Source organism: Pauljensenia sp. UMB1177 (genome assembly GCF_030217965.1).
In the GTDB taxonomy this organism is placed as follows: domain Bacteria; phylum Actinomycetota; class Actinomycetes; order Actinomycetales; family Actinomycetaceae; genus Pauljensenia; species Pauljensenia turicensis_A.
In genome coordinates this window covers 30,023-51,983 of the sequence record NZ_JASOOV010000006.1, presented here as the reverse complement: position 1 = coordinate 51,983, position 21,961 = coordinate 30,023, and the positions used below count along the sequence as shown (strand labels likewise).

The window sequence follows — 21,961 nt, the reverse complement described above, 5'->3', positions numbered from 1 at the left end:
GGACACGCATGGCAGTGATCACGAGCGAACTGATGGATATTCCTTTTGCTCATGCGTATGCGTTGAATGCTGGGGGACAGACCCTGGTCAAGGTTGGTGACACGTCGACCGTCTATCCGCTGGCGTCTGTCACGAAGCTTCTGATGGCATGGTCAACGTTGGTTGCAGTCCAGCGAGGCTTTATCAGTTTGGGCGATCCGGCTGGTCCCGAAGGGTCCACGATTCGCCACCTTCTGGCTCACGCCTCGGGCTTGCCCGCAGAATCTCGCGATGCACAGTTCGGCGTCGAAAAACGACGTGTTTACTCCAACGCTGGTTTCGAGATCCTTGGTGATGCGGTTGCCGAAGCAACGGGAACAGACATCGGTCGATGGATTGAAGAATCCGTGATTGAGCCTCTGGGCATGACAACGGCGGACGTTCCCGGTTCAGTCGCGCGCTCTGGGCGAGCAAGTATTGATGACCTGCTGATCCTCGGCCAGGAGCTCCTGCATCCAACTTTGATCAGCGATGCGCTATCGACTGAAGCGGTAACCCCGCAGTTCCCCAACCTCGCGGGCGTTGTCCCCGGATACGGTCGGCATAACCCGTGCCCGTGGGGACTCGGCCTTGAAATCCGGGGAACGAAGAACCCGCACTGGACCGCCCCAGATGCCCCGGCCACAACATTCGGCCACTTCGGAGTCTCAGGCTCGTTCCTCTGGGTTGACCGTGAACACGACGCGACCGCAGCGTTCCTTGGTTCACAAGAATTCGGCCCCTGGCATAAGGAACAATGGTCGCAGCTCAACGCCCAATTGCAGGGCCTCGTGAATGCCTAACTGTCAGGCGCGAAGGCGGTTCTGATCCCAAGTGGTCAGTCGGCAATGTCGATGATGACTGGCACATGATCCGACGCGCCCTTGCCCTTACGCTCATCCCGATCGATCTGAGCCTCAACCACACGCGACGCCAACGCGGGGGAGGCGTACACAAAGTCAATGCGCATGCCCTCATTCTTCGGGAAGCGTAGCTTCTGGTAATCCCAGTAGGTGTAGTTGGTGACGCGGTCGCGGGTGATTTCGTCCCACCCATCATCGGCGAAAGCAAAGAATGCGTCGCGCTCGGGCTGTGAGACGTGGGTGGCGTCGGCAAATGCGGTCATGTCCCACACGTCCTCATCAAAGGGGGCGACATTCCAGTCACCGACCATGGCGATCTGCGCCTTCGGGTCCTCAGACAGCCACTTCACACCGTTTTCCTTCAAGACGCGTAGCCACTCGAGCTTGTAGACGTAATGAGGGTCGGTCAGCTCACGACCGTTCGGGATATACAGGCTCCAGATCGTGAATGGTGAGCTATCGGGCGATTCGACAGTAACGCCGAGTGCGCGAGCCTCCACAACCGGAGGATTCCCAAATGCGGGTTGGCCCGCGAAATGATCCTCGACCTTAAGAATCGGTAGGCGCGAGGCTACCGCAACACCATTCCACTGATTCAGGCCGTGAATCCGAACCTCGTACCCCGCTTCGGTGAACTGGTCGACGGGGAACTGGTCGGGTTTGCACTTAATTTCCTGCATCGCCAGTACGTCTGTGCTCGAGCGTTCAAGGAAAGCGATGACGCGATCGACGCGGGTGCGGATGGAGTTGACGTTCCAGGTAGCAAATCTCATGGGATAAACCCTAGCCGGCAGGCTCCGACCTTGCTTGTTCGGGGTTTGACTTCGCTTGTTCACGGATTGAGTCCGCGCTTGTTCGCCAAAGACCTGTTTGTCAGTCTCTTTCGCTCCTGCGGTAGTTGAGGGTGAAGGTCCCTGACGCTGGCGTGTTTTGCCTCGTAGGCTTATCTCATGGGAACTGCACTTGTTACCGGCGCGACGTCGGGCATTGGCGAAGAGTTTTGTTGGCAACTGGCTGCAGGTGGCCATGACCTGGTCCTGGTGGCACGGAGTGAAGCGACATTGCATCAGCTTGCGGAGCGACTTCACGCCTACGCGGGGATTAACGCAGAGGTGATCGTCGCTGACTTGGCGAATCCTGACCAGCTGGCTCGCGTCGCTGAGCGTCTGGATGTGGGTGGTGCTGAAGTGGGCGCTTCGGCTCTGAAGCCCATCGATCTGCTGGTGAATAATGCCGGATTCGGGCTAGGTACGTCCTTCCCTGACAACGACCTTGATGCTGAGCTCTATGGCTTGGATGTCATGGTTCGTGCGGTGATGGTGTTGTCGCATCATGCAGCTCGGTCGATGCGCGTGCGTCACCGAGGTGCCATCATCAACACGGCGTCGGTAGCGTCGCGAACAGGGGCGGGCACCTACTCCGCGCATAAAGCGTGGGTCGTTGCGTTCACCGAGGGCCTGTCGGAGGAATTACGAGGCTCGGGAGTGACTGCTACCGCTGTTATGCCGGGGCCGGTTCGTACTGAATTCTTTACAAAGGCTGGTGTCGATATGGAAGAGATGCCGGGTGCGTTCTTGGCGACCCCTGAGGAAGTTGTGACTGCTGGCCTTGACGCGGTGCGTCGCGGGAAAGTGTTGGTCACGCCGACTGTTCCTGCGAAGGTCGGGATGGCGTTGATGAAGTTTGCTCCGCGTTCTTTGACGCGTCGTGTGATGCGGGCTGTTCCGCATATGTGAGTGCATACCAGCACTTAATGGGGCTACTGTTACTAATGTGATTGGTGATAATAATGTGGTTTAGCTCTTGCTCCCTCATTTTGTTCACCGATACTCTGTAATGACATGTCTGCTCGACGTGTGTCTGTTGACTCCCATCAACGATCAGTCGATTGAAGGAAGAACTCGCCAATGAAACTGCGTATGACGAAGCGAACGGCTCTGCTTGGCCTCGTAGCTGCCGCGCTCATCATTCCCGGAGTAAAAGCGACAAGCGCCGACTCCGCGCAGAGTGCAACAGGGGTAAGTATTCCGCAAGCAGCTCAGATGGACCTGCAGTCGGGCGTAAATCCTTTCTCCCCTTCAACGGTGACAACCTCCACCACTCCCTACGCCCCGTCCGGAGGAAACTGGCAGAACATTGGTGGCGATTGGCGTTGGGCTGCCAATGGCACGGGTCTCCAGATTGCGTCAACCTGGGCAAAAATCAATGGGCACATCTATCACTTTGAATCAACAGGCTGGATGAATACCGGTTGGTACAAAGAGGATGGCACTTGGTACTATTTCCAGCCTTCAGGAGGCTATGCGGGAGCCCTACACACCGCCGGCTGGCTCAAGCTCGGCGAAACCTGGTACTACCTTGATCCGACGACCGGCAAGATGATCGCAGACACGGAGAAGATCATCAACGGAAAGCTATACCTCTTCGACATTGACGGCAAGATGAAGACCGGCTGGGTCTCCATGTCGCAAGGTTGGCGCTACATCGACGCATTAGGTGACCGCGTCTTCGGCTGGCTCAAGCTGAACGGCACCTGGTACTACCTTGATCCGTCCACGGGAATCATGCAGACCGGCCGACGCGCGATCAATGGAACCACCTACGTGTTCAACGCTTCGGGTGCAATGTCTACCGGCTGGACCAAGTTGAAGGAAGGCTGGCGCTATTCCGATTCCAACGGCGTCGAGTACCTCGGCTGGCTGGGTCTGAATGGGGTGTGGTATTATCTCGATCCATCAAATGGCGTCATGGTTGAAAATGCTTCCAAGTCAATTGGTGGCAGGACCTACACTTTCGACGCCAATGGCAAGATGAAGACCGGCTGGGTATCAAACTCTGACGGTTGGCGTTACCTCAACGCATCCGGGTACGAAACCTACGGCTGGTTGAATGATCGAGGAACGTGGTACTACCTTGATCCGTCCACGGGAATCATGAAGACCGGACGCCACACGATCAATGAAACCACCTACGTGTTCAACGCTTCGGGTGCAATGTCTACCGGCTGGGCACGTCTGAGCGATGGTTGGCACTACTCCTCAACCAGTGGTGCCGAGGCTGTTGGCTGGGCAATCGTGAACGGCTACTGGTACTACATGGATCCCTCAACGGGCATCATGGTCGCAAACACCTCGAAGAATATTGGTGGAAAAACCTACTCCTTCGACGCTTCTGGAGTATGGCGTTCCTGAACGTCTGGTCGTCCTCGTAAAATCCGCGCAACCCCGAACGTGAAATTGTTCGATGTGCTGGATAGTCCGGAAGTCGACGTGCTCATTTCGTCGTGATTCGCTGCTGTACAGTAACGTGCGCCATTCGATAAGGTGATTCCTGAGTAGTATTTACTAGTAATCCAATGTGGCTGATCTTGGTGCCATCTACGGAATTGCAATACAAGGGGAACAATGAGAGTTTCACACCAAGTCCCGTGGCGTACATTGGCAAGCGCGTGTGTTATCTCTGGGCTTGTCCTGTCGACGAACGTCGCCACGTTTGCTGACGAAAACGGTGAAAGCGCACCTTTGACCGTCGCAACCCAGAGCGATCCCCAAGAAAACCCGCAGAATCAGGAGGGTACTTCACCTCTAGGAGCTGAAACCGTAGCTCCTGTCGCTACCCCGAAAAAGACGACTGCCCACGAACCTTTGCAATCCCCTGAAGGTTCATGGATCTACTCCGGCGTCTGGCAGTGGAAGCAACCCGATGGGACGCTCCTGAAAGACTCGTGGGCGCGTATTAACGGCTCCACCTACTACTTCGATGCGAACGGGACCATGGCAAGTAACTGGTTCCGCAACTCTGATTCGTGGTTCTACGCATCCGCGTCTGGTGCTCTTACCACAGGTTGGTTGAATGATCGAGGTACGTGGTACTACCTCGATTCTGAAACGGGACAGATGGTCACCGGCCAGAAGCAAGTGGGAAACGAAACCTACTTCTTCAATGCCTCCGGCGCGATGTTGACCGGTTGGGTTGAGATGCCCGATGGGTGGCATTACGCGACTACGTTCGGCGTTGAAGTTCATGGTTGGTTGAATGATCGAGGTACGTGGTACTACCTTGATCCGTCCACGGGAATCATGCAGACCGGACGCCAAACGATCAATGGAACCACCTACGTGTTCAACGCTTCGGGTGCAATGTCTACCGGCTGGACCAAGCTGAAGGAAGGCTGGCGCTATTCCGATTCCAACGGCGTCGAGTACCTCGGCTGGCTGGGTCTGAATGGGGTGTGGTATTATCTCGATCCATCAAATGGCGTCATGGTTGAAAATGCTTCCAAGTCAATTGGTGGCAGGACCTACACTTTCGATGCCAATGGCAAGATGAAGACCGGCTGGGTTGAGATGTCCGATGGGTGGCATTACGCGACTACGCTCGGCGATGAAGTTCATGGTTGGTTGAATGATCGAGGTACGTGGTACTACCTTGATCCCGTTACAGGCATTATGGCGACAGGCGAGCGAACTATCGGCGGGAACTCCTATGAGTTCGCATCTAACGGCGCGATGTTGACCGGATGGTACAAGCGCGCAGATGGCTGGCATTATCGCAAGCCTTCAGGTGAAGTCGGTCTTGGATGGCAACGGGTTGGTTTAGATTGGTACTACCTTGATCCCGTTACAGGCATCATGGTGACAGGCGAGCGAACTATCGGCGGGAACTCCTATGAGTTCGCATCTAACGGCGCGATGTTGACCGGATGGTACAAGCGCGCAGATGGCTGGCATTACCGCAAGCCTTCAGGTGAAGTCGGTCTTGGATGGCAACGGGTTGGTTTAGATTGGTACTACCTGGAACCGTCTACAGGCATCATGGCGAATGCTGGTCGCACGATCGATGGGAAATGGTACAACTTCCTCTCATCGGGTCAATGGGTCAACTACCAAGCTCCTGCCGGCTATCTACAACCGACAATGTCAATTCAGTCCCTTGGATGGGCTACCAATACTCTGACCTACGGCATGAACGGCGTGAAAGTCAGAATCGTTCAACAGCGCCTAGGTATCTGGCACACGATGAAGCTGGCGTCCGTTGACAGTAGTTTTATGTCGGCAGTGCGTAACTTCCAGCGTCGAGCGGGCCTGCCACAAACGGGCGTCGTCGACGAGCGCACATGGAACGCGATGGGAACCGGGTATTCCTGGTATGTCGACCAGTATCAAGTTGCGCCGACCGTTTCGGTTAGCGCAAGCCGCTCCGAACACATTGAAGCAATGATTTCCTACGCCTTAGCGCAGGTGGGATCGCCCTATACTTGGGGTGGAGCTGGCCCGTACAACTTGGGCTTTGACTGTTCGGGTTTGGTGCTTCAAGCACTACACGCAGGTGGCCTTGATCCACAACCGATTAACGTGCTCAAGCATGCGTGGCCTGACTATCGCACCTCGCAGGAGCTCTACAACTACTCCGGATTCCAATATCTTCCGCTGTCGCAAAGGCAACGTGGTGACTTGATCTTCTACACGTCGGGTGGCGTAGTGACGCATGTGTCGCTCTACTTGGGTAATGAGCGGGTTGTCCACACCGACTGGATGGGGAATCCGGCTCGTGTTGATTCCGTGTGGACCAGCTACGGATACTCCAACACCGCACCGTGGGTTATTCGCCCGTTCCCGTAAAGAGAATCGTGATCTAGCAGGTCGGTAGTTTTCCAGTTTGCCGGCACGTAACGAGGCCCCTCAGGAAACTGAGGGGCCTCGTTCGTCAGTATAGGGAAGCGAGAGTCTTTACTGGTCTTGAGATTTTCCTTGGAGATCTGCCTTGGAACTCTGTCTTAGAACACGATTGGCCAGTGCGGAAGACAGTCGGTCAAGGTGATGTGCGCGGAGTTGAAGAGCTCCACAGTTGATGCATATTCGGGGTTCAACTCGGGCATCTTCCCGGTCTTAATTGCTTCTTCTGCAGCCCGATCATCAACGTATTCGTTTAAGGAGCCATCAGACAGGCGCGCACTTGCATCCGCGTACGCTTTGAACGCCTCCGCTGCATGAGTACCAGTGGAATCCACCGATCCTGCTTGCACCAGAGCATCAGTTTGCGCCGAGGCAAAAGCTTTGACGAAAGAAGCCCACGCGGTAGTTGCAGTGGTGGAATTGCCCGAGACTGTTGCTTCAGTAAAGGCTTGTCCTTCAGGCAAGGACTCGAGTGCCTGGACGAGAATGTCATCCATCGCTTGGCAGCCCGCTGAAGGAGCGCTCATCTCGGGAAGCGCTTGGGTTGATTGAGGATCGGCATAGATCCCCGCTCCAGCCTCAGATCCGATTGACTGCGCTGTGGGGGCAGATTGTGGGCTTGCCTTGGGCGATGGTGAGCATGCGCCAAGAGTAAGCGTGAGACCTGCAACCGCGCTCAAACACACTGAGCAACGTCCCGGAAAGAGTTGATTTCGCATCAGATTCCTACCGCGAAATCAGGCCAGATCGAGGTCTTCAAGACCGAGCGCATAGAAGTAGGGGAATCCCTCAGCCTCGATGCGTTCCTTAGCGCCAGTTGCGCGGTCAACGATGACTCCAACAGCAACGACCTCGGCTCCTGCTTCACGCAGAGCAGTGGCAGCTTCCAGAGGTGAACCGCCAGTGGTCGAGGTGTCTTCGAGGACAACCACGCGCTTGCCGACCACGTCCGGCCCCTCAATGCGACGCTTCATGCCGTGATCCTTGGCAGCCTTGCGCACAACGAAAGCATCAAGGTCGAGGCCACGCGAAGAAGCGGCATGCATCATTGCGGCTGCAACGGGGTCTGCTCCCATGGTCAGGCCACCAACTGCAACATAGTCTTCGCCCGGAGCGAAACCGGATTCTTCCAAAAGATCGAGCATGACGTGGCCGATCAGGGGCGCAGCTTCGTGATGAAGCGTTGCGCGACGCATATCAACGTAGAAATCAGATTCGCGACCGGAAGCCAGAGTCACCTTTTCGTGGATGACGGCAAGTTCCTTGACGAGTTCGGACAGGCGGGCTTTTTGAGAGTCATTCGTCATGCTTCACAGTCTAGACGGTAGGTGGGCATAGAGGATGAGGTGACGGTAGGTGGGCATAGAGGATGAGGTGACGGTAGGTGGGCATAGAGGATGGGACGCTTTCGCCACATCTCTCGCTCCGTAGACGGCCGTATACGAAAGTGCCCCCAACCTTTGAACTGTCCCCCGGAAGTTGGGCTGATTTATTCAGTTTTCTTCCGGAGGGCAGTTCACTTCAGGCTGGGGGCAGTATCGTCAAGAGCTCGAGCATTCAGCCCGAGAAGGGAAAACAGGCGGTCAGCCGGCGATTGCCTCGACCAGCTCAATCAGCTCACCAATACCCTCGTGAATTCCGAATGGGCGGTATGGATACTGTTCGACCTGTTCGATTGACGTTGAGCCGGATAGCACAAGGTGCGTGCGCAGACCGGCTTCAACACCCGCCTGAATATCCGTGTCCATGCGGTCGCCGACCATTGCAGCGTGCTCAGAGTGAGCACCGATCTTGTTCAGACCTGCGCGAATCATCACGGGGTTCGGTTTGCCGACGAAGTAGGGGCGCTTACCGGTGGCTGCGGTGATCATTGCTGCGATCGAACCGGTGGCGGGCAGTGTGCCTTCATCCGAGGGGCCCGTGACGTCCGGGTTGGTGGCGATGAACTTTGCGCCACTTTCGATCAGTCGGATTGCTCGGGTAATCGCGTTGAAGTCGTAGTTACGTGTCTCGCCGAGCACCACGTACTCAGGATCCTGATCGGTCATGATGTAGCCGGCGCCGTGGAGCGCGGTCGTCAGTCCGGCCTCGCCAATCACGAATGCGGACGAGTTGGGTGACTGCTGCGATAGGAATGCTGCGGTCGCGTTTGCCGAAGTCCAAATATGCTCCTCGGCAACATCCAAACCGGACCGTTCAAGTCGAGCAGACAGGTCGCGGTTGGTGAAGATTGAGTTGTTCGTCAGAACCAAGAATGGCATGTTCTTGGCGCGCAGTGCCTCAAGGAACTGCTGAGCTCCGGGAAGCGCGCGGTTTTCCTTGACCAGAACACCGTCCATGTCGGAAAGCCATGCGGAAACAGGTGGCATGTCAGTGAGCGCCTTGGGCGCGATTTCGTTATCAGTCATGTCTTCATCCTATGTGGAATATCGGGGAAAGACATGGATAAGGGTCTATTCGGGATCTGCGTCGATTGCGCCGTGAATGTCGTTGAACAGCAGGTTCGAGATTTCAACTTGAACGTATTCGACGCGCGGAACATCGTGCAGGACAAGCGGGTCGTCTGCGCTGGTCTGCAGAGTCAGAGTGCCACACCCGAACAGGCGGTCGATAAAGTCGCGGTCCATTGCTACGTCGGAAATGCGCGTGATAGGCAGGTCGTGACCCTTCTTGTTGATGATGCCGTGGCGCGTGATGATGCGCTTCGTGGTCAGCGTGAAGGTCGTGGTGAACCAGCGGATGAACGGCATGATGAAGATCGGGAATGTCGCGACGATGACGATTGCCCAGACGATCTCGTGGCTGTAGGGCGCCCACTCAGTCGGTAGGTAGACCGACGCGAAGACGCCGACAATGATCAGAACCAGCTCAGCCAGCGTATTGCCCAGGATGGCTTTGAAGTGCGTGCGCATACGGCGGACAATGTGTTCGTCTTGGGACAAGAGTGCATGACGTGGAGACATGTCTTAATCGTGCCATTATTTCCCCCGCTTGTGCTTGCTATGTAATGCAAGACGCTATTGTTATGCCCGTGAGTAATGATTATCAGGATGTCGTCAGCGCCAGTGAGCGCGGTGCGCAGGTGCTAGACCGTGCGCTCTCCGGTGGTGCAATGGGGGACGAGGCCACGCCTGCTTCTGAAAGCAGGCCCGGTGTTGGTCCGTGGGTTGGCGAGCTTCCGACCGATGAAAAGTACGATCCTGAACTACTGAAGAACGGCGATCATCGTAACGTTGAAGACCAGTATCGCTACTGGACGATGGACGCGATCCGCGAAGACATCGCAGCCCACGCGCTCCCGTTCGAGGTTGCAATCGAGAACCTCGGTCATGACTTCAATATCGGGTCTATCGTGCGCACTGCGAATGCGCTGGGAGCTAGCCGAGTCCACATCGTCGGGCGTCGTCGTTGGAATCGTCGCGGGGCAATGGTGACTGACCGCTACCTGCAGATCGATCACTGCCAGACTCCCGAAGACCTTGCCCGATCGTGCGCAGAGCGCGGAATGAGCCTCGTCGGCGTCGATAACGTGGAGGGCTCCAAGCCACTGGAATCCACTGAACTGCCGAAGCGTGCGTGCCTGATTTTCGGCGAGGAATCCTCCGGTTTGAGCCAGGAAATGAGCGACCTTGCCGAGGTGATCGTCCACATTACCCAGCGAGGATCGACGCGCTCAATGAATGTTGGCCACGCGGCGGCAATCGCGATGTGGGCGCACGCGTCCAGTTTGGCCTGACGCTTCAGTGATGTGCGCGGCCTCGTTCCTCATCGGCGAGGCCGGGATGGCGAAGCTAAAACTACGCTGTTTTTTTGTTGCCTGCACGGGCAAAAGTCCACCTTAGAGGCACTTATGTGCAGGAAATAGGGACTTCCTACCTCACATGAAACTTGCGATGTGTGGAACAATAGCCAGTGACAAATCTGTCGTTCGAATAGGAGGCTCCTGTGCCTGTCGCAACCCCTGAGGTCTACGCCGAGATGCTGAACCGCGCGAAGGAAGGCAAGTTTGCCTACCCCGCGATCAACGTGACCTCTTCCCAGACCGTTACCGCTGCTATCCAGGGCTTCGCCGAGGCAGAATCTGACGGTATCGTTCAGATTTCCGTCGGTGGCGCTGAATACGCTTCCGGTTCGACGATCAAGAACCGCGTCACCGGTTCGCTCGCCCTCGCTGCATACGCAACCGAGGTCGCCAAGAACTACGGCGTGACCATCGCTCTGCACACCGACCACTGCGCAAAGCAGAATATTGATTCCTGGATCCGCCCGCTCATGGAGATTGAAGCAACCCAGGATCTGCCGACCTTCCAGTCGCACATGTGGGACGGCTCCGCTGTTCCGCTCGCCGAGAACCTGGAGATCGCCAAGGAACTCCTCGCCCTCTCCCAGAAGGCAAACACCATCCTCGAAATCGAAATCGGCGTTGTCGGTGGCGAAGAAGACGGTGTTGTCGGCGAAATCAACGAGAAGCTCTACACAACCACCGAAGATGCACTCAAGACCGTTGAGGCCCTCGGTCTTGGCGAGAACGGCCGTTACCTGACCGCTCTGACCTTCGGTAATGTCCACGGTGTTTACAAGCCGGGTCACGTCAAGCTTCGTCCCGAAATTCTGGGCACCATCCAGGAAGAGGTTGCAGCAAAGGTTGGTTGGAAGAACAACCGTCCGTTCGACCTGGTCATGCACGGTGGCTCCGGTTCGACCGCAGAGGAAATTGCCCTCGCAGTCGAAAACGGCGTCATCAAGATGAACGTCGACACCGACACCCAGTACGCCTTCACCCGTCCGGTCGTGGAGCACATGTTCCGCAACTACGACGGTGTCCTGAAGATCGACGGTGAGGTCGGCAACAAGAAGCAGTACGACCCGCGTTCGTGGGGCAAGTCTGCTGAAGCAGGCATGGCTGCTCGCGTCGTCGAGGCTTGCCAGCGTCTTGGTTCCGTCGGAACCAAGATGGCCTGATCTTTTACCTGATCAACGGACGGGGTCCGCAGCTACGGCTGCGGGCCCTTTCCGCGTTTAGCCCTGTTTCGCATGCGTGAGGGCGCACTTTTGTCCGGCCACACTGGAAGTTTTGCGCGCTTTCGCTGAAAGAGTGTCTCAGATAGCGACAACGCGGGTGAAACGTGATGAGATTAGAACAGTTCGACGTAAGAAGGGTGGTCGCTATGGGCCAGGTGTGGACTTCAGTTGAAGGCATGATCATCGGCGCGGGTCTTGATCCCAAGGCCGTTATCAATGAGTTGCATGAGCGCGCCATCCTAGCGAAAGTCGAGTGGTATCCGTCTGCCCCGCACTTTGTGGGCGTTGACTTCGCTGTTTCTGACGGTCGTCTTGGCATTGTTCGTGACAATACGATTTCTGAAGGTCCCACAATCGAGGATCTTGCCGAAGAGCTTGCATCCCGTTTTGAGGGCGAAGTCCGTATTTCGACCGTGGTCGTGGACCATACTCCCGAAGGGGTCAGTCCGCTTGCTGACGTGTGGGATGACGACTTGGATGACGATGAGCCGGCAGAATCCTCGCGAATCGTTGAGATTGGTAATACACCTGCGTCGTCGGTGCCGTTGCTTGCAGCGCTTGAGGGTATCGATCTTGCCGATCTTGAGGGCAATGGTGGCCAGCGCCTGCTTCTTGCTGAGCTTCCGGCTGAAAAAGCTGGTTGGAACTTCGGTGAACTGCCACTGATAACCCTGTCGAAGCAGGATGATGAGTTCCAAATTTTCCTGGTCACGGATGACCACTTGGAACACGTTGTTATTCACAACTGGGCGATGGACTCAAAGATCATTCCGGGCGCGCACAATGTGCCGACAGAGGTTGACGACGAGATCCTGGATCTCGTCGGCGAACGTCCGAATTTGAAGAAGATTGCGGACGCGGTGAACGGGTCGAACGTTGACGATCTGTACAAGTCGACGTCCCTGTTCGGTGATGACGCTGTTGTCGCTGCGGTGAAGGCGCTTGGTCTGCCCGAGTCCGTTGCGGGCTTCCTGCTAGGGCACATTGATGCCGATGAGGTTGAAGGCGCGAAGCTCCACATGGCTCGCGGTATTTCAAACGCGATCGGTCGTAGCGTGGACATCATGCTGAAGGAACCGGATTCACCGGCTCAGCCTCTATGGGAGTCCTACCATTCAATCGCCGTCGATCGTCCGCATCTGGTGAAGTATTTTGCCGGTGCCGAGGCTATCGTCGGCACGATGTTGCTGACCCTCGCGGCGCGCGCGCAGGCTCCGCGTCGTGGTTGGATGAAGTTCGGTGGTGTGCTCGGCGCTATTCTGCTGTTTGATTCGGTGGCAGAGTTGTCGCTGTCGCGTTACCTGCGTGCGAAAGAGGACCGCTAGTATCGCTTGCGATTGATGCGTCCTCGTGTGATGATCGCGCCAACTGCTTATTGACGAGGCCGGGGTCGGCAGTTCATTCGAACTACCGACCCCGGTGCGTTACGTCAGGAATGTGGCACTTTAAAACGCACGTTTTAGAGCGCGTGTGCTTCAGCGGGGAAGTCCTGTGGGCGATCGGTGAAGATACCGGTGACGCCCCATGATGCGAGCTCCTGAGCTTGATCCACATCGTTGACTGTCCAGACGTTGACGTCGAAGCCTGCGTCGCGCATTTCCTTGACCTCTTCAGGGGTGAGGCCGTTGACATCGGGGTGAATTGCGGTGCATCTCAGCAGATCAGCTCCCTGTTGCCAGGTGGGGCCGGGTTGGTTTTCGCGGTCGAACAGCCAACCGAGCTTAATGTTCGGTCGCATAGCGTGGAAGCGTGCGAGGGCCTCGTGGTCGAAGGAAGAAACGATGAAGCGCTCGGTGTTCGCGACCGAATCAACTGCAACGGCGAGGTTCTCGATCAGCTTTTCGCGAAGTTCGGTGCCACCATAGCAGGGCTTGATCTCGAGGTTCATGCCCATGTTTGCCGAATTGGCGAATGAGATGACGTCAGCTACTTCTGGGATTCGTTCGAACCGGTAGGTGTCAGAGAACCACTTTCCGGCGTCAAGTGTGCGAATGTCGGAGAAGCTGAGGTTGTAGTAGCCGCCCTTGCCGGTCGTTGTGCGTTGAAGCTTATCGTCGTGGATGACGATCAAAGATCCGTCGCCGATGACGTCGACGTCGAATTCGAACCAGCGGGCACCGACCTCCGCTGCTTTCGCGAAGGAGGCGATCGTGTTTTCAGGCGCCAATGATGAGGCTCCGCGGTGCGCGAAAATCCTGGGGAATGCCATGCGTGTTCCTTTTGGGTGTTCTCGTTCAGTTGTCTGCCTGCAACGTTAGTCGCTTGGGGGCTAGACCGCTTGTTCTTACCAGAGGTCAGGGTTTGATGCGGCGGTGGTTTCTTCTTCTGTCTGGTTGATGAAGCGTTCTTCGTCGCGTTTGGCGGCAAGAATCTTTTCAACGTACGAGTCGATCGCTTCTTCGAGGGGAACGTCGTGGCCGGCTTGTTCGCCCAGGTACCAGCGGTGTTCAAGGAACTCGTGGTAGATCTGAGCCGGTTCGAGCTTGGTTTTCAGCTCGGCTGGAACTTCTCGCATGACGGGTTCGAAGGCGTTGTTCAACCACTGGTGTGCGGCCAATTCGAGTGGCATGTTCGGGGTGCCCGCGGTGGCTTGGTAGGTGGCGATGTCGTTCAACAAGCGTTGTGCTTGGTGCTCGCCAACATCCATGCCGGTGAGTCGCATGAGCTTGCGATGATGATGTCCGGCGTCAACGACCTTCGGCTGGATCATCAGTTCGGTTGATCCGGCAACCGATGTCATCTTCAATTCAGCAACGTCGAACCCCAGGTCATTGAGGCGTTCGATTCGCTGAGCAACCTTCCACTTCTGGGAAGAATCAATGAGTTCTGTTCCGGTCAGCTCATTCCACAATTCGTCGTAGCGGCTTCGAATACGGTCGCCAACTTCAATGGGATCCGCGTCTTCGGGGAAGTACTCTCCAGCCTGAAGATCCATGAGTTCGCCGATGATGTTAGTTCGTGCCAAATCAACGTCGTACTCGCGCTGGCCAGAGGTGAGTTTCGGGTGGAGCTCGCCGGTTTCTGCGTCCACCAGGTAGGCACTAAATGCTCCGGCGTCTCGACGGAACAAAGTATTCGACAGTGAAACGTCGCCCCAGTAGAAACCAAGAAGGTGCAGGCGAACAAGCAGTACCGCTAGGGCATCAATCAAACGTGTTGCCGTGTCAGCGCGCATGTGTTGGCTGAACAGAGCACGGTAGGGCAGGGAAAACTGCAGGTGTTCGGTGACCAGGACGGCATTGAGCTCCTCGCCGTCAACACTGTGCCTACCGGTGACCACTGCGGTAGGGAGCACGGAAGGGGCACCAAGACGTGAGAGGTCACGAAGCATCTCGTACTCGTGATGTGCGACGGTCGGGCCAATTTCCTTTACGGCGATCACACGGTCAGAGAGGTTCACGAATCGCACGATGTGGCGAGAAATGCCACGGGGGAGAGCCGCGAGGATCTCGTCGGGCCATTCTTCCAGCGGAATTTCCCAAGGAAGATCAAGAAGCGAGGGATCAACGGTCGCGGCCATGATCTCTAGTGATTCGGACATAGTTCTATTCTCTCATTGCTTAAAGGGACGCAATTATTGAGGAGAAAGCGCCAACCCACCAAAAGTGGGGCACTGGTCAGGCGTCAGGGATATGAGTTGGCCCCGCCTCGTCACTATCAACGAGAACGGGGCCAACTGTGGATGAATCACTCAGGCAGACGCATACCGGTTGCAGCAGAGAAGTTATGCTGCTGGCCGGGGCGGATGCGAGCGTGGATCACGCCGCCGCGAGCCGGAGCAGTGCGCGGAGGAACGCGAACGATGATCTGCTTCGTTGAGCCTTCGTCGGTGGATCCGAGGCCCTCGGTAGAGCCTGCAAGACGACCGTAAACGTAGGCGTCCGAGCCGAGTTCCTCAACGAATTCAACTTCGATCGGAATCGTGTTTTCTTCGGTTTCGGAAACAACTTCGAGGCCTTCAGGGCGGAAACCGATGGTGATCTTGCCACCGTCTGCCGGAGTGAGGGCGTCGAGGGTTGCCTGCGAGAGCGGAACGCGTGCCGGGCCGAGGATAGCGTTGGTGCCGTCGACGGTGAACGAGCCGAGGTTCATAGCCGGGGAGCCGATGAAGCCTGCGACGAAGTCGTTTGCCGGGCGCTCGTACATTTCCTGCGGGGTGCCGACCTGCTGGAGGAGGCCGTTGTTGAGGACGGCGATGCGATCGCCCATGGTCAGAGCTTCGGTCTGGTCGTGGGTGACGTACACGGTGGTGACGCCGAGCTCACGCTGCAGAGAAGCGATCTGGGTACGGGTCTGAACGCGGAGCTTCGCGTCGAGGTTCGATAGGGGTTCGTCCATGAGGAAGACCTGAGGCTTACGAACGATTGCGCGCCCCATGGCGACGCGCTGACGCTGACCACCGGAGAGTGCCTTCGGCTTGCGCTCAAGGTAGGGCTCAAGGTCGAGGATGCGTGCGGCTTCATCAACGCGCCTGTTGATTTCGTCCTTCGGGGTGCCGGCGATCTTGAGGGCGAAGCCCATGTTTTCACGGACGGTCATGTGCGGGTAGAGCGCGTAGTTCTGGAAGACCATTGCGATGTCGCGGTTCTTTGGCGGAACGTTGGTGACGTCCTTATCGCCGATCAGGATGCGACCGCCGTTGACCTCTTCGAGGCCGGCGAGCATACGCAGGGAGGTGGACTTCCCGCAACCGGACGGGCCGACGAGGACCAGGAATTCGCCGTCCTCGATCTTGAGGTCCAGCTGGTCGACCGAGGGCTTGTCGTTACCCGGGTAGATACGGGTTGCCTTGTCAAAGGTAACAGTTGCCATTATTCATTTTCCTTCCCACCGGCAGGTACGTGCCGGACGATCCGAGTGGGTCGATGTTCACCAGCGTCATCACTGGCGGGTTCCTCGTGCGAGCAACCTTTCTCAACCTAGCACACGGCGTGGTTATGCAACAGGTTTCAGTGTGTCGTGCGCATTACCCACCGCGCTTGTTCACCGCGTGGCGTGTTGTTGAGACTGCGCTTGTTCACCGTCGCACGGAGTTTGTTCAATCGATCTGCCCATGGCTCCTTGTAATCTGAACGGGTGAATGAAGGCGATCAGATCGGTGGCTACACGCTCGTATCCCAGCTGGGTACGGGTGGCGCGGGTACCGTGTGGCTTGCAGAGGACGAGGGCGGCGATCGAGTTGCCCTCAAGCTTGTGCACCCTGCTTTGGCCGCCGACGAAGAATCTCGCCGTCGCCTGCAACGTGAAGCTGCGACCGTGAATTCGGTTCGCTCCGCCAGGGTTGCCCACGTCGTTGACATTGAAACCGATGCCTCGCAGCCCTTCATTGCGACTGAATATGTAGAGGGCCCGACGTTGGCCTCGTTGATGAATGGCCAGCCGCTTGCGCCGGAGTTGATCGCGGCGATTGCAGCCAGTCTCGCGCGCACATTGATGGCTGTCCATGACGCGCGGATCGTTCACCGCGATATCAAGCCATCGAATGTTATTTGTTCTCCGCACGGCCCGATTCTGATTGACTTCGGGATCGCAATGAGTGAAGCGGATGAGCATTTCACTCGCACCGGTCTGGTTTCAGGTACTGCCGGTTACACGGCTCCAGAGCTGTTGCGTGCTCGCCCGGCCGACGATGATTCAGACTGGTGGGCGTGGTCGGCGACCCTGCTCTCGCTTGCGACCGGGCGTCCTCCGTACGGCACGGGCGATGTTCAGGCGATTATTGCTCGTGTTCTGACGGGCGAGCCGGACACTGAGGGACTTCCGCTCTCATTTGCGCAGATCATTCACCAGGCTCTGTCTCCGGACGTGAATTCTCGCCCCGAACCCGACGAGGTCGTCGCAACGTTAGTCGAACTTTACGGTTTTCCCGGCGACGTCATGTCGATCAACCAGCTTGACTGGAGCGCTGCCTTCGCGAACCCCTACGTTTCCGCTGTCCGCCCCGTTGTCGCAGATGAGCCCCGCGTTGTCGCCTCCTCGTCAGGGATGCTGGCGTGGTCCAATAACGACGAAACTGTTCAGTTTGGGGATTCTCCGCTTCACCCATCGACGAGGCTCCTTCCGCGCCCTGAAACTGATGAGTGGAATGTGGGGAGCGCGGCCTCGTCAATTCCCCAACTGGGAATGGGGCAAACGGTCAGCAACACCGCGGACTTTCAACCGCTGACCTACCCGAATGGCGCACCTGCTGGCATGTATGGGCAGGCCGTCGGCGGATACGTAGATCCTCATGCGGTGGCGGTTCCGGGTCAGTGGACGGCTCCGGGGTCGGATGAATTCGATGTCGATGACCCGTATGAGGATCTGGGATATGAAGCTGACCTTCCCAGAATCGTGTGGATCTTCGGGTGCATCATTGCGATGCCACTTGCTCTTATCCCCATGTTCGCAGGAGTGATGGGGACTGCTACGGTCATCGTGCTCATGTTTTTCATGGCGTTTGGTGGCGCGTTCCATCGACATAGAGAAAACCGCCGTGTTCGGGCTGGCATTGCGCGATCCAGTGATACCGCTGCGACCGTGGCCTCGTCGCCACTGCTCCTTATTCGCGCTCTGGTGCAGGTGGTGTTTGGGATGACTATCGGTGGAATCGTCCCGTATCTTGCCTGGAATCTCTACACGGTTGCTCACGGCGGAAGCGGACAGTGGATGCGTCTACTGGACATTGTTCTGGCATCCGATCCGAATGCGACGCTCGACCCGTTAGTGACCGAACCGATTGGCTCGATCGGCGTGTGGATCGTTGTCCTGGCGACCATCGTTTCAGCGTGGTTGATGCCAACCTCTTCCGATCTGAGAGTTGGAACCAGCATTGCGGTCAGGCGACTGCTGGGCCCAGTGTGGGTGCGTGCGATTGCTGGCCTCCTTGCTGTTGGCGTGGTAGGTGCCACATGGTTCCTCGTCACCGGAGGCGCGCTCTGAACTGCATACGTGCCTAGCGCTAGGTAGGGTTGCCTTAAAGATGTGACCTGTGAAAGGAAAACCATGGCAGGCAAGAAGGTAACGGATACCTCCGTGCGCGCGAAAGCTCAGCAGATGCGCGAAGCGCAGGAAAAGGCTGAGCGTCGCACACGTTCGATCATCATCGCAGTCGTTACAGTCATCGTTATCGCAGTGATTGCGACCGTTGGTGTGATTATTTCTCAGCAGCTTTCTGCAAAGAATGAAGCGCAGAGCGCGAACCCCAGTGATTACTTGGGTGACTACGCGTCGGGTCAGCCGATTCGTTACTCGCATCTTGGTGTCGGCCAGGTTGATGACTCTCTTCCGACCGTTACCGAATACTTCGACTACTCGTGCCACCACTGCGCGAATCTTGAGGTTCTGATTGGCGAAGACTTGATCGCAGGCGCTGACAATGGCGAATACAACATTGAGTTCCAGCCCGTGAGGACGGTCGGCATGGAATACGCGAATGCCGCTACCTCTGCTTCGCTGATTGTTGCTCAGCGGGATCCTGAGCACTGGGGGGCTCTTCACCAGGGGCTGATGGCGTACTTTGCTGGCCAGTTCAAGGCTGGTAACGGTACGGTGATTCAGGATGCGACGAAGTCCTGGGAACAGGTGAAGACGATCGCTTCTCAGGTGGGTGTTTCCTCTGACGTGGTTTCGTCCCTGCCCGTGAACGCGGTCACCGACTATCTGACAACCGCCACCGACACGTGGAGCAACGCGAATTTCACGAACCGTGAGTCGAAAGGCACACCGGAGTTCATTAAGGATCATACGGACCTGCTGACGTTGTCGGGCTCTGATTCTGCTTCGATCATGGCGTCCTTGCGTTCAGGACTTGGCCTGAGATGAGTTCGAAGAACTGACAAACGTGAAGTGCGGGGTCGCGGCCGATTGGTCGGGACCCCGTTCTTCATGGCACACTATGTGATGACGATTCGTTGAATTGTCGAAGCCGCCTTAGCTCAGTTGGTAGAGCAGCTGTCTTGTAAACAGCAGGTCATCGGTTCGAGTCCGATAGGCGGCTCTCGTTACACCCTTTTGTCTTAAGGTTTTATGAGCACTCAATCTGCTCGTGGACCAGGTGTTCGGCAGTCTCAAGCTGGAATGTGGAGTGTTTAATTTCAACGGGGAAGTGCTTGGCGACGCAGTTTTGTAGGCGGTCAAGAATCTGCTCGCTTCTGCCGGCCTGGAAAGCCTCTTCGCTGATGATGATGTGTGCTGTCAGGACGGGCATAGCCGACGCGACGGTCCACGCGTGCAGGTCGTGGATTGCTTCGACGCCTTCGATGCGGAGCATGTGATCGCGCACCTCGGCAAGGTCGAGGTTCTCGGGAGTAAATCCCATCAGAACCATGCCGGCGCTACGAAGCAGAAGTGCTGCCCTTGGGAAGATGAGTACGACGATCAACAGGGAAGCGAGGGCGTCCGCTCGGGTCCAGTTGGTGTAATGGATAACCGCGGCAGCGACGATAACGCCGATCGACCCTAGGGCGTCGTTCGTCACCTCCAAGAAAGCGGCGCGCATATTGAGGTTCGCTTCACGACCACCCATGAGAACCAGCAGGGATGCGACGTTCGCGACCAAACCAATAACGCCCATGATGAGCATTCCGCCAGATTCGATCTGGGGCGGGTTGACGAGGTTTATCGTGGCGCGAACGGCAACGATGATGCCGATAACGGCGAGCCCGCCAGCCTGGATAGCCGCGCCGATAATCTCGGCGCGACGCAACCCCCACGTTGAGCGGTCGGTCGCAGGTTTATGAGCCAGGTGGGCGACAACAAGTGCCAATACGAGGCCCGCAGAATCCGCTGTCATGTGACCGGCATCGGCAAGAAGAGCCAGTGAATCGGTCAGGATTGCGACGACAACTTCGCTCACCAGAATGAATGCGGTGATGCCAAGTGCGATCGCAAGGCGTGTGCGTGACGCATTCGCCCCGTGACTATGTGTGTGACCGTGAGTGTCATCGTGGTGATGAGCGTGCTCGTTCTCGTGCTGCATGACCATCCTGTCGTCGAATTAATCGAGCACGCCCTCGTGAATCCATCATCTGTACCAGCGCATAAGGTACGGAAAAGTCGAACGGAGCCAAGAGGTGTGCATCTAACTAAGTCATACCTTAGTTGCTTTGTTCTTTCTTGGGAAAAAGGTCGCTTGTGTGTGAGTGAGAGGCTCTCGTAGACGGTTTTAATGAAAATATGACCGTGATGTGACCACTGCGTTTTCGGTTGAGTGAGTCCATGTGTCTCAAGCGTGGAATCGAGCCTGCCGAAGACTAGTGGGTGGTACCTGGCCGTAGGATAGAGGCAGTAATTGATAAGGGAGCTTTAATGGCAATGACGACGCTGAAAGAACTGACGACCTTCCACGTTGGGGGTCCGGTCGCTACCTATATTCTTGCCGATTCACGTTCCGATCTGATTGCAGCCTTTGACAGCGCAGACAAGGGTGAGTTCCCGATTCTGATGATCGGGGGTGGCTCAAACACTCTTGCCTCCGATGCCCCATTCGAAGGCATTGTCGTTAAAGATGGGCGTCAGCAGATCACTCGTTATGAGAGCTCAGATGACACCGTTCTCGTCACGGCGACTGCTGGCACCGTCTGGGACGAATTCGTCCAGTGGACCCTTGCCGAAGGCCTCTCGGGCATCGAAGCCCTGTCCGGCATCCCCGGAACCGTCGGAGCTGCGCCTGTTCAAAACGTTGGAGCCTACGGTCACGAGATCTCTGACACGCTTGCCTACGTTGACGTCTGGGATCGCGGTGAACAGTGCGAGAAGCGCTTGAATGCATCTGAACTGGATCTCGTCTACCGTGAGTCGATTATTAAGCGCTCAGTCCGCGAAGGTGACGACCAGGGACGTATATGGGGTCCGACCGGGCGTTGGGTTGTCCTCGAAGCCACGTTCCGCCTCACAATCTCCGATCAGTCCGCGCCCGTCCTGTACCGCGAACTCGCGAATCGCTTGAGCATTGAACAAGGGCAGAGCGCGAATGCTCAGCGTGTGCGTGATACTGTCCTTGAGTTGCGCACGTCAAAGGGTATGGTGCTCGACCCCAACGATCACGATTCGTGGAGTGCTGGCTCCTTCTTCACGAACCCCATCGTCGATGCCGAAACCGTTGCCACGCTCCCACCCGAGGCCCCACGCTTTGACGCCGGAAATGGCATGATGAAAACGTCAGCTGCATGGTTGATCGACCACGCGGGCTTCACGAAAGGCTGGGCAGTGGATGGAGCGCGCGAAAACGGCGCCTCGCTGTCAACGAAACACGTTCTTGCCCTGACCAACCGCGGGGATGCCACCAGCGATGAGGTCGTCGAGCTTGCGCTCGCGGTTCGCGCCGGCGTTCAAGAAAAATTCGGCATCACCTTGGTTCCCGAGCCCGTCACGGTTGGGATCAGCTGGTAGCGTCCGCTTCTG

General features: G+C 56.9%; 19 protein-coding genes and 1 tRNA gene. 11 read left to right on the top strand and 9 right to left on the bottom strand.

Annotated elements, in window-relative coordinates; translation table 11 throughout:
- The first annotated feature begins 8 nt into the window (after positions 1-8).
- Positions 9-821, top strand: a complete 813-nt coding sequence (locus tag QP442_RS07785; RefSeq protein WP_006680255.1) for a serine hydrolase domain-containing protein — start codon at positions 9-11, stop codon at positions 819-821.
- Positions 822-856: 35 nt separating this feature from the next.
- On the opposite strand, the gene QP442_RS07780 is transcribed toward QP442_RS07785, so the two are convergent.
- On the bottom strand, positions 857-1,654 hold the full coding sequence (locus QP442_RS07780; protein ID WP_006680254.1) for an exodeoxyribonuclease III: 798 nt from the start codon (positions 1,652-1,654) through the stop codon (positions 857-859).
- 177 nt (positions 1,655-1,831) lie between these two features.
- Between QP442_RS07780 and QP442_RS07775 the strand changes: the two genes are divergently transcribed.
- From QP442_RS07775 to QP442_RS07765, 3 genes are all read left to right on the top strand, one after another.
- Positions 1,832-2,617, top strand: a complete 786-nt coding sequence (locus QP442_RS07775; protein WP_006680253.1) for an SDR family NAD(P)-dependent oxidoreductase — start codon at positions 1,832-1,834, stop codon at positions 2,615-2,617.
- 171 nt (positions 2,618-2,788) lie between these two features.
- The gene (locus tag QP442_RS07770; protein ID WP_103632466.1) at positions 2,789-4,072 is read left to right on the top strand and encodes a hypothetical protein; all 1,284 of its coding nucleotides are present in this window, start codon (positions 2,789-2,791) and stop codon (positions 4,070-4,072) included.
- A 213-nt stretch (positions 4,073-4,285) separates the two neighbouring features.
- Positions 4,286-6,502, top strand: coding sequence for an NlpC/P60 family protein (locus tag QP442_RS07765; protein WP_285069753.1), 2,217 nt, complete (start codon positions 4,286-4,288; stop codon positions 6,500-6,502).
- Positions 6,503-6,657: 155 nt separating this feature from the next.
- Here the strand turns inward: QP442_RS07765 and QP442_RS07760 are convergent, their stop codons facing one another.
- The 4 genes from QP442_RS07760 to QP442_RS07745 all read right to left on the bottom strand — a co-directional run bounded on the left by QP442_RS07760 (position 6,658) and on the right by QP442_RS07745 (position 9,519).
- The gene (locus QP442_RS07760; protein ID WP_006680249.1) at positions 6,658-7,275 is read right to left on the bottom strand and encodes a hypothetical protein; all 618 of its coding nucleotides are present in this window, start codon (positions 7,273-7,275) and stop codon (positions 6,658-6,660) included.
- Between the two features lie 18 nt (positions 7,276-7,293).
- Positions 7,294-7,863 (bottom strand): orotate phosphoribosyltransferase, encoded by a 570-nt coding sequence (gene pyrE / locus QP442_RS07755; RefSeq protein ID WP_006680248.1) that lies wholly within the window; start codon positions 7,861-7,863, stop codon positions 7,294-7,296.
- 276 nt (positions 7,864-8,139) lie between these two features.
- On the bottom strand, positions 8,140-8,964 hold the full coding sequence (locus tag QP442_RS07750; RefSeq protein WP_006680247.1) for an HAD-IIA family hydrolase: 825 nt from the start codon (positions 8,962-8,964) through the stop codon (positions 8,140-8,142).
- A gap of 45 nt (positions 8,965-9,009) precedes the next feature.
- Positions 9,010-9,519 (bottom strand): PH domain-containing protein, encoded by a 510-nt coding sequence (locus tag QP442_RS07745; RefSeq protein ID WP_006680246.1) that lies wholly within the window; start codon positions 9,517-9,519, stop codon positions 9,010-9,012.
- A gap of 62 nt (positions 9,520-9,581) precedes the next feature.
- Between QP442_RS07745 and QP442_RS07740 the strand changes: the two genes are divergently transcribed.
- The 3 genes from QP442_RS07740 to QP442_RS07730 all read left to right on the top strand — a co-directional run bounded on the left by QP442_RS07740 (position 9,582) and on the right by QP442_RS07730 (position 12,903).
- Positions 9,582-10,292 carry a TrmH family RNA methyltransferase gene (locus tag QP442_RS07740; protein ID WP_442953379.1) on the top strand — a complete coding sequence of 237 codons (711 nt, stop codon included), beginning with the start codon at positions 9,582-9,584 and terminating at the stop codon, positions 10,290-10,292.
- A gap of 209 nt (positions 10,293-10,501) precedes the next feature.
- Positions 10,502-11,518: a class II fructose-bisphosphate aldolase gene (fbaA, locus tag QP442_RS07735; protein WP_006680244.1), complete on the top strand. Its 1,017-nt coding sequence runs from the start codon at positions 10,502-10,504 to the stop codon at positions 11,516-11,518.
- Positions 11,519-11,724: 206 nt separating this feature from the next.
- Positions 11,725-12,903, top strand: coding sequence for a hypothetical protein (locus QP442_RS07730; RefSeq protein WP_006680243.1), 1,179 nt, complete (start codon positions 11,725-11,727; stop codon positions 12,901-12,903).
- Positions 12,904-13,037: 134 nt separating this feature from the next.
- Here the strand turns inward: QP442_RS07730 and QP442_RS07725 are convergent, their stop codons facing one another.
- The 3 genes from QP442_RS07725 to QP442_RS07715 form a co-directional block, all read right to left on the bottom strand.
- Positions 13,038-13,787: a glycerophosphoryl diester phosphodiesterase gene (locus QP442_RS07725; protein ID WP_006680242.1), complete on the bottom strand. Its 750-nt coding sequence runs from the start codon at positions 13,785-13,787 to the stop codon at positions 13,038-13,040.
- Between the two features lie 75 nt (positions 13,788-13,862).
- On the bottom strand, positions 13,863-15,119 hold the full coding sequence (locus QP442_RS07720) for a DUF4032 domain-containing protein (RefSeq protein WP_006680241.1): 1,257 nt from the start codon (positions 15,117-15,119) through the stop codon (positions 13,863-13,865).
- Positions 15,120-15,265: 146 nt separating this feature from the next.
- On the bottom strand, positions 15,266-16,390 hold the full coding sequence (locus tag QP442_RS07715) for an ABC transporter ATP-binding protein (RefSeq protein ID WP_179369937.1): 1,125 nt from the start codon (positions 16,388-16,390) through the stop codon (positions 15,266-15,268).
- Between the two features lie 264 nt (positions 16,391-16,654).
- On the opposite strand from QP442_RS07715, the gene QP442_RS07710 reads away from it, so the two are divergent.
- From QP442_RS07710 to QP442_RS07700, 3 genes are all read left to right on the top strand, one after another.
- On the top strand, positions 16,655-18,499 hold the full coding sequence (locus QP442_RS07710) for a serine/threonine-protein kinase (protein ID WP_179369936.1): 1,845 nt from the start codon (positions 16,655-16,657) through the stop codon (positions 18,497-18,499).
- A 63-nt stretch (positions 18,500-18,562) separates the two neighbouring features.
- Positions 18,563-19,381, top strand: a complete 819-nt coding sequence (locus QP442_RS07705; RefSeq protein ID WP_006680237.1) for a DsbA family protein — start codon at positions 18,563-18,565, stop codon at positions 19,379-19,381.
- Positions 19,382-19,483: 102 nt separating this feature from the next.
- A tRNA-Thr gene (locus QP442_RS07700) sits at positions 19,484-19,556 on the top strand.
- Between the two features lie 27 nt (positions 19,557-19,583).
- On the opposite strand, the gene QP442_RS07695 is transcribed toward QP442_RS07700, so the two are convergent.
- Complete coding sequence (locus QP442_RS07695) at positions 19,584-20,537, bottom strand: cation diffusion facilitator family transporter (RefSeq protein ID WP_179369933.1); 954 nt, start codon at positions 20,535-20,537, stop codon at positions 19,584-19,586.
- 281 nt (positions 20,538-20,818) lie between these two features.
- Here QP442_RS07695 and QP442_RS07690 point away from each other — a divergent pair, with 281 nt between their 5' ends.
- The gene (locus tag QP442_RS07690; protein WP_442953378.1) at positions 20,819-21,949 is read left to right on the top strand and encodes a UDP-N-acetylmuramate dehydrogenase; all 1,131 of its coding nucleotides are present in this window, start codon (positions 20,819-20,821) and stop codon (positions 21,947-21,949) included.
- The last annotated feature ends 12 nt before the right edge of the window (positions 21,950-21,961 follow it).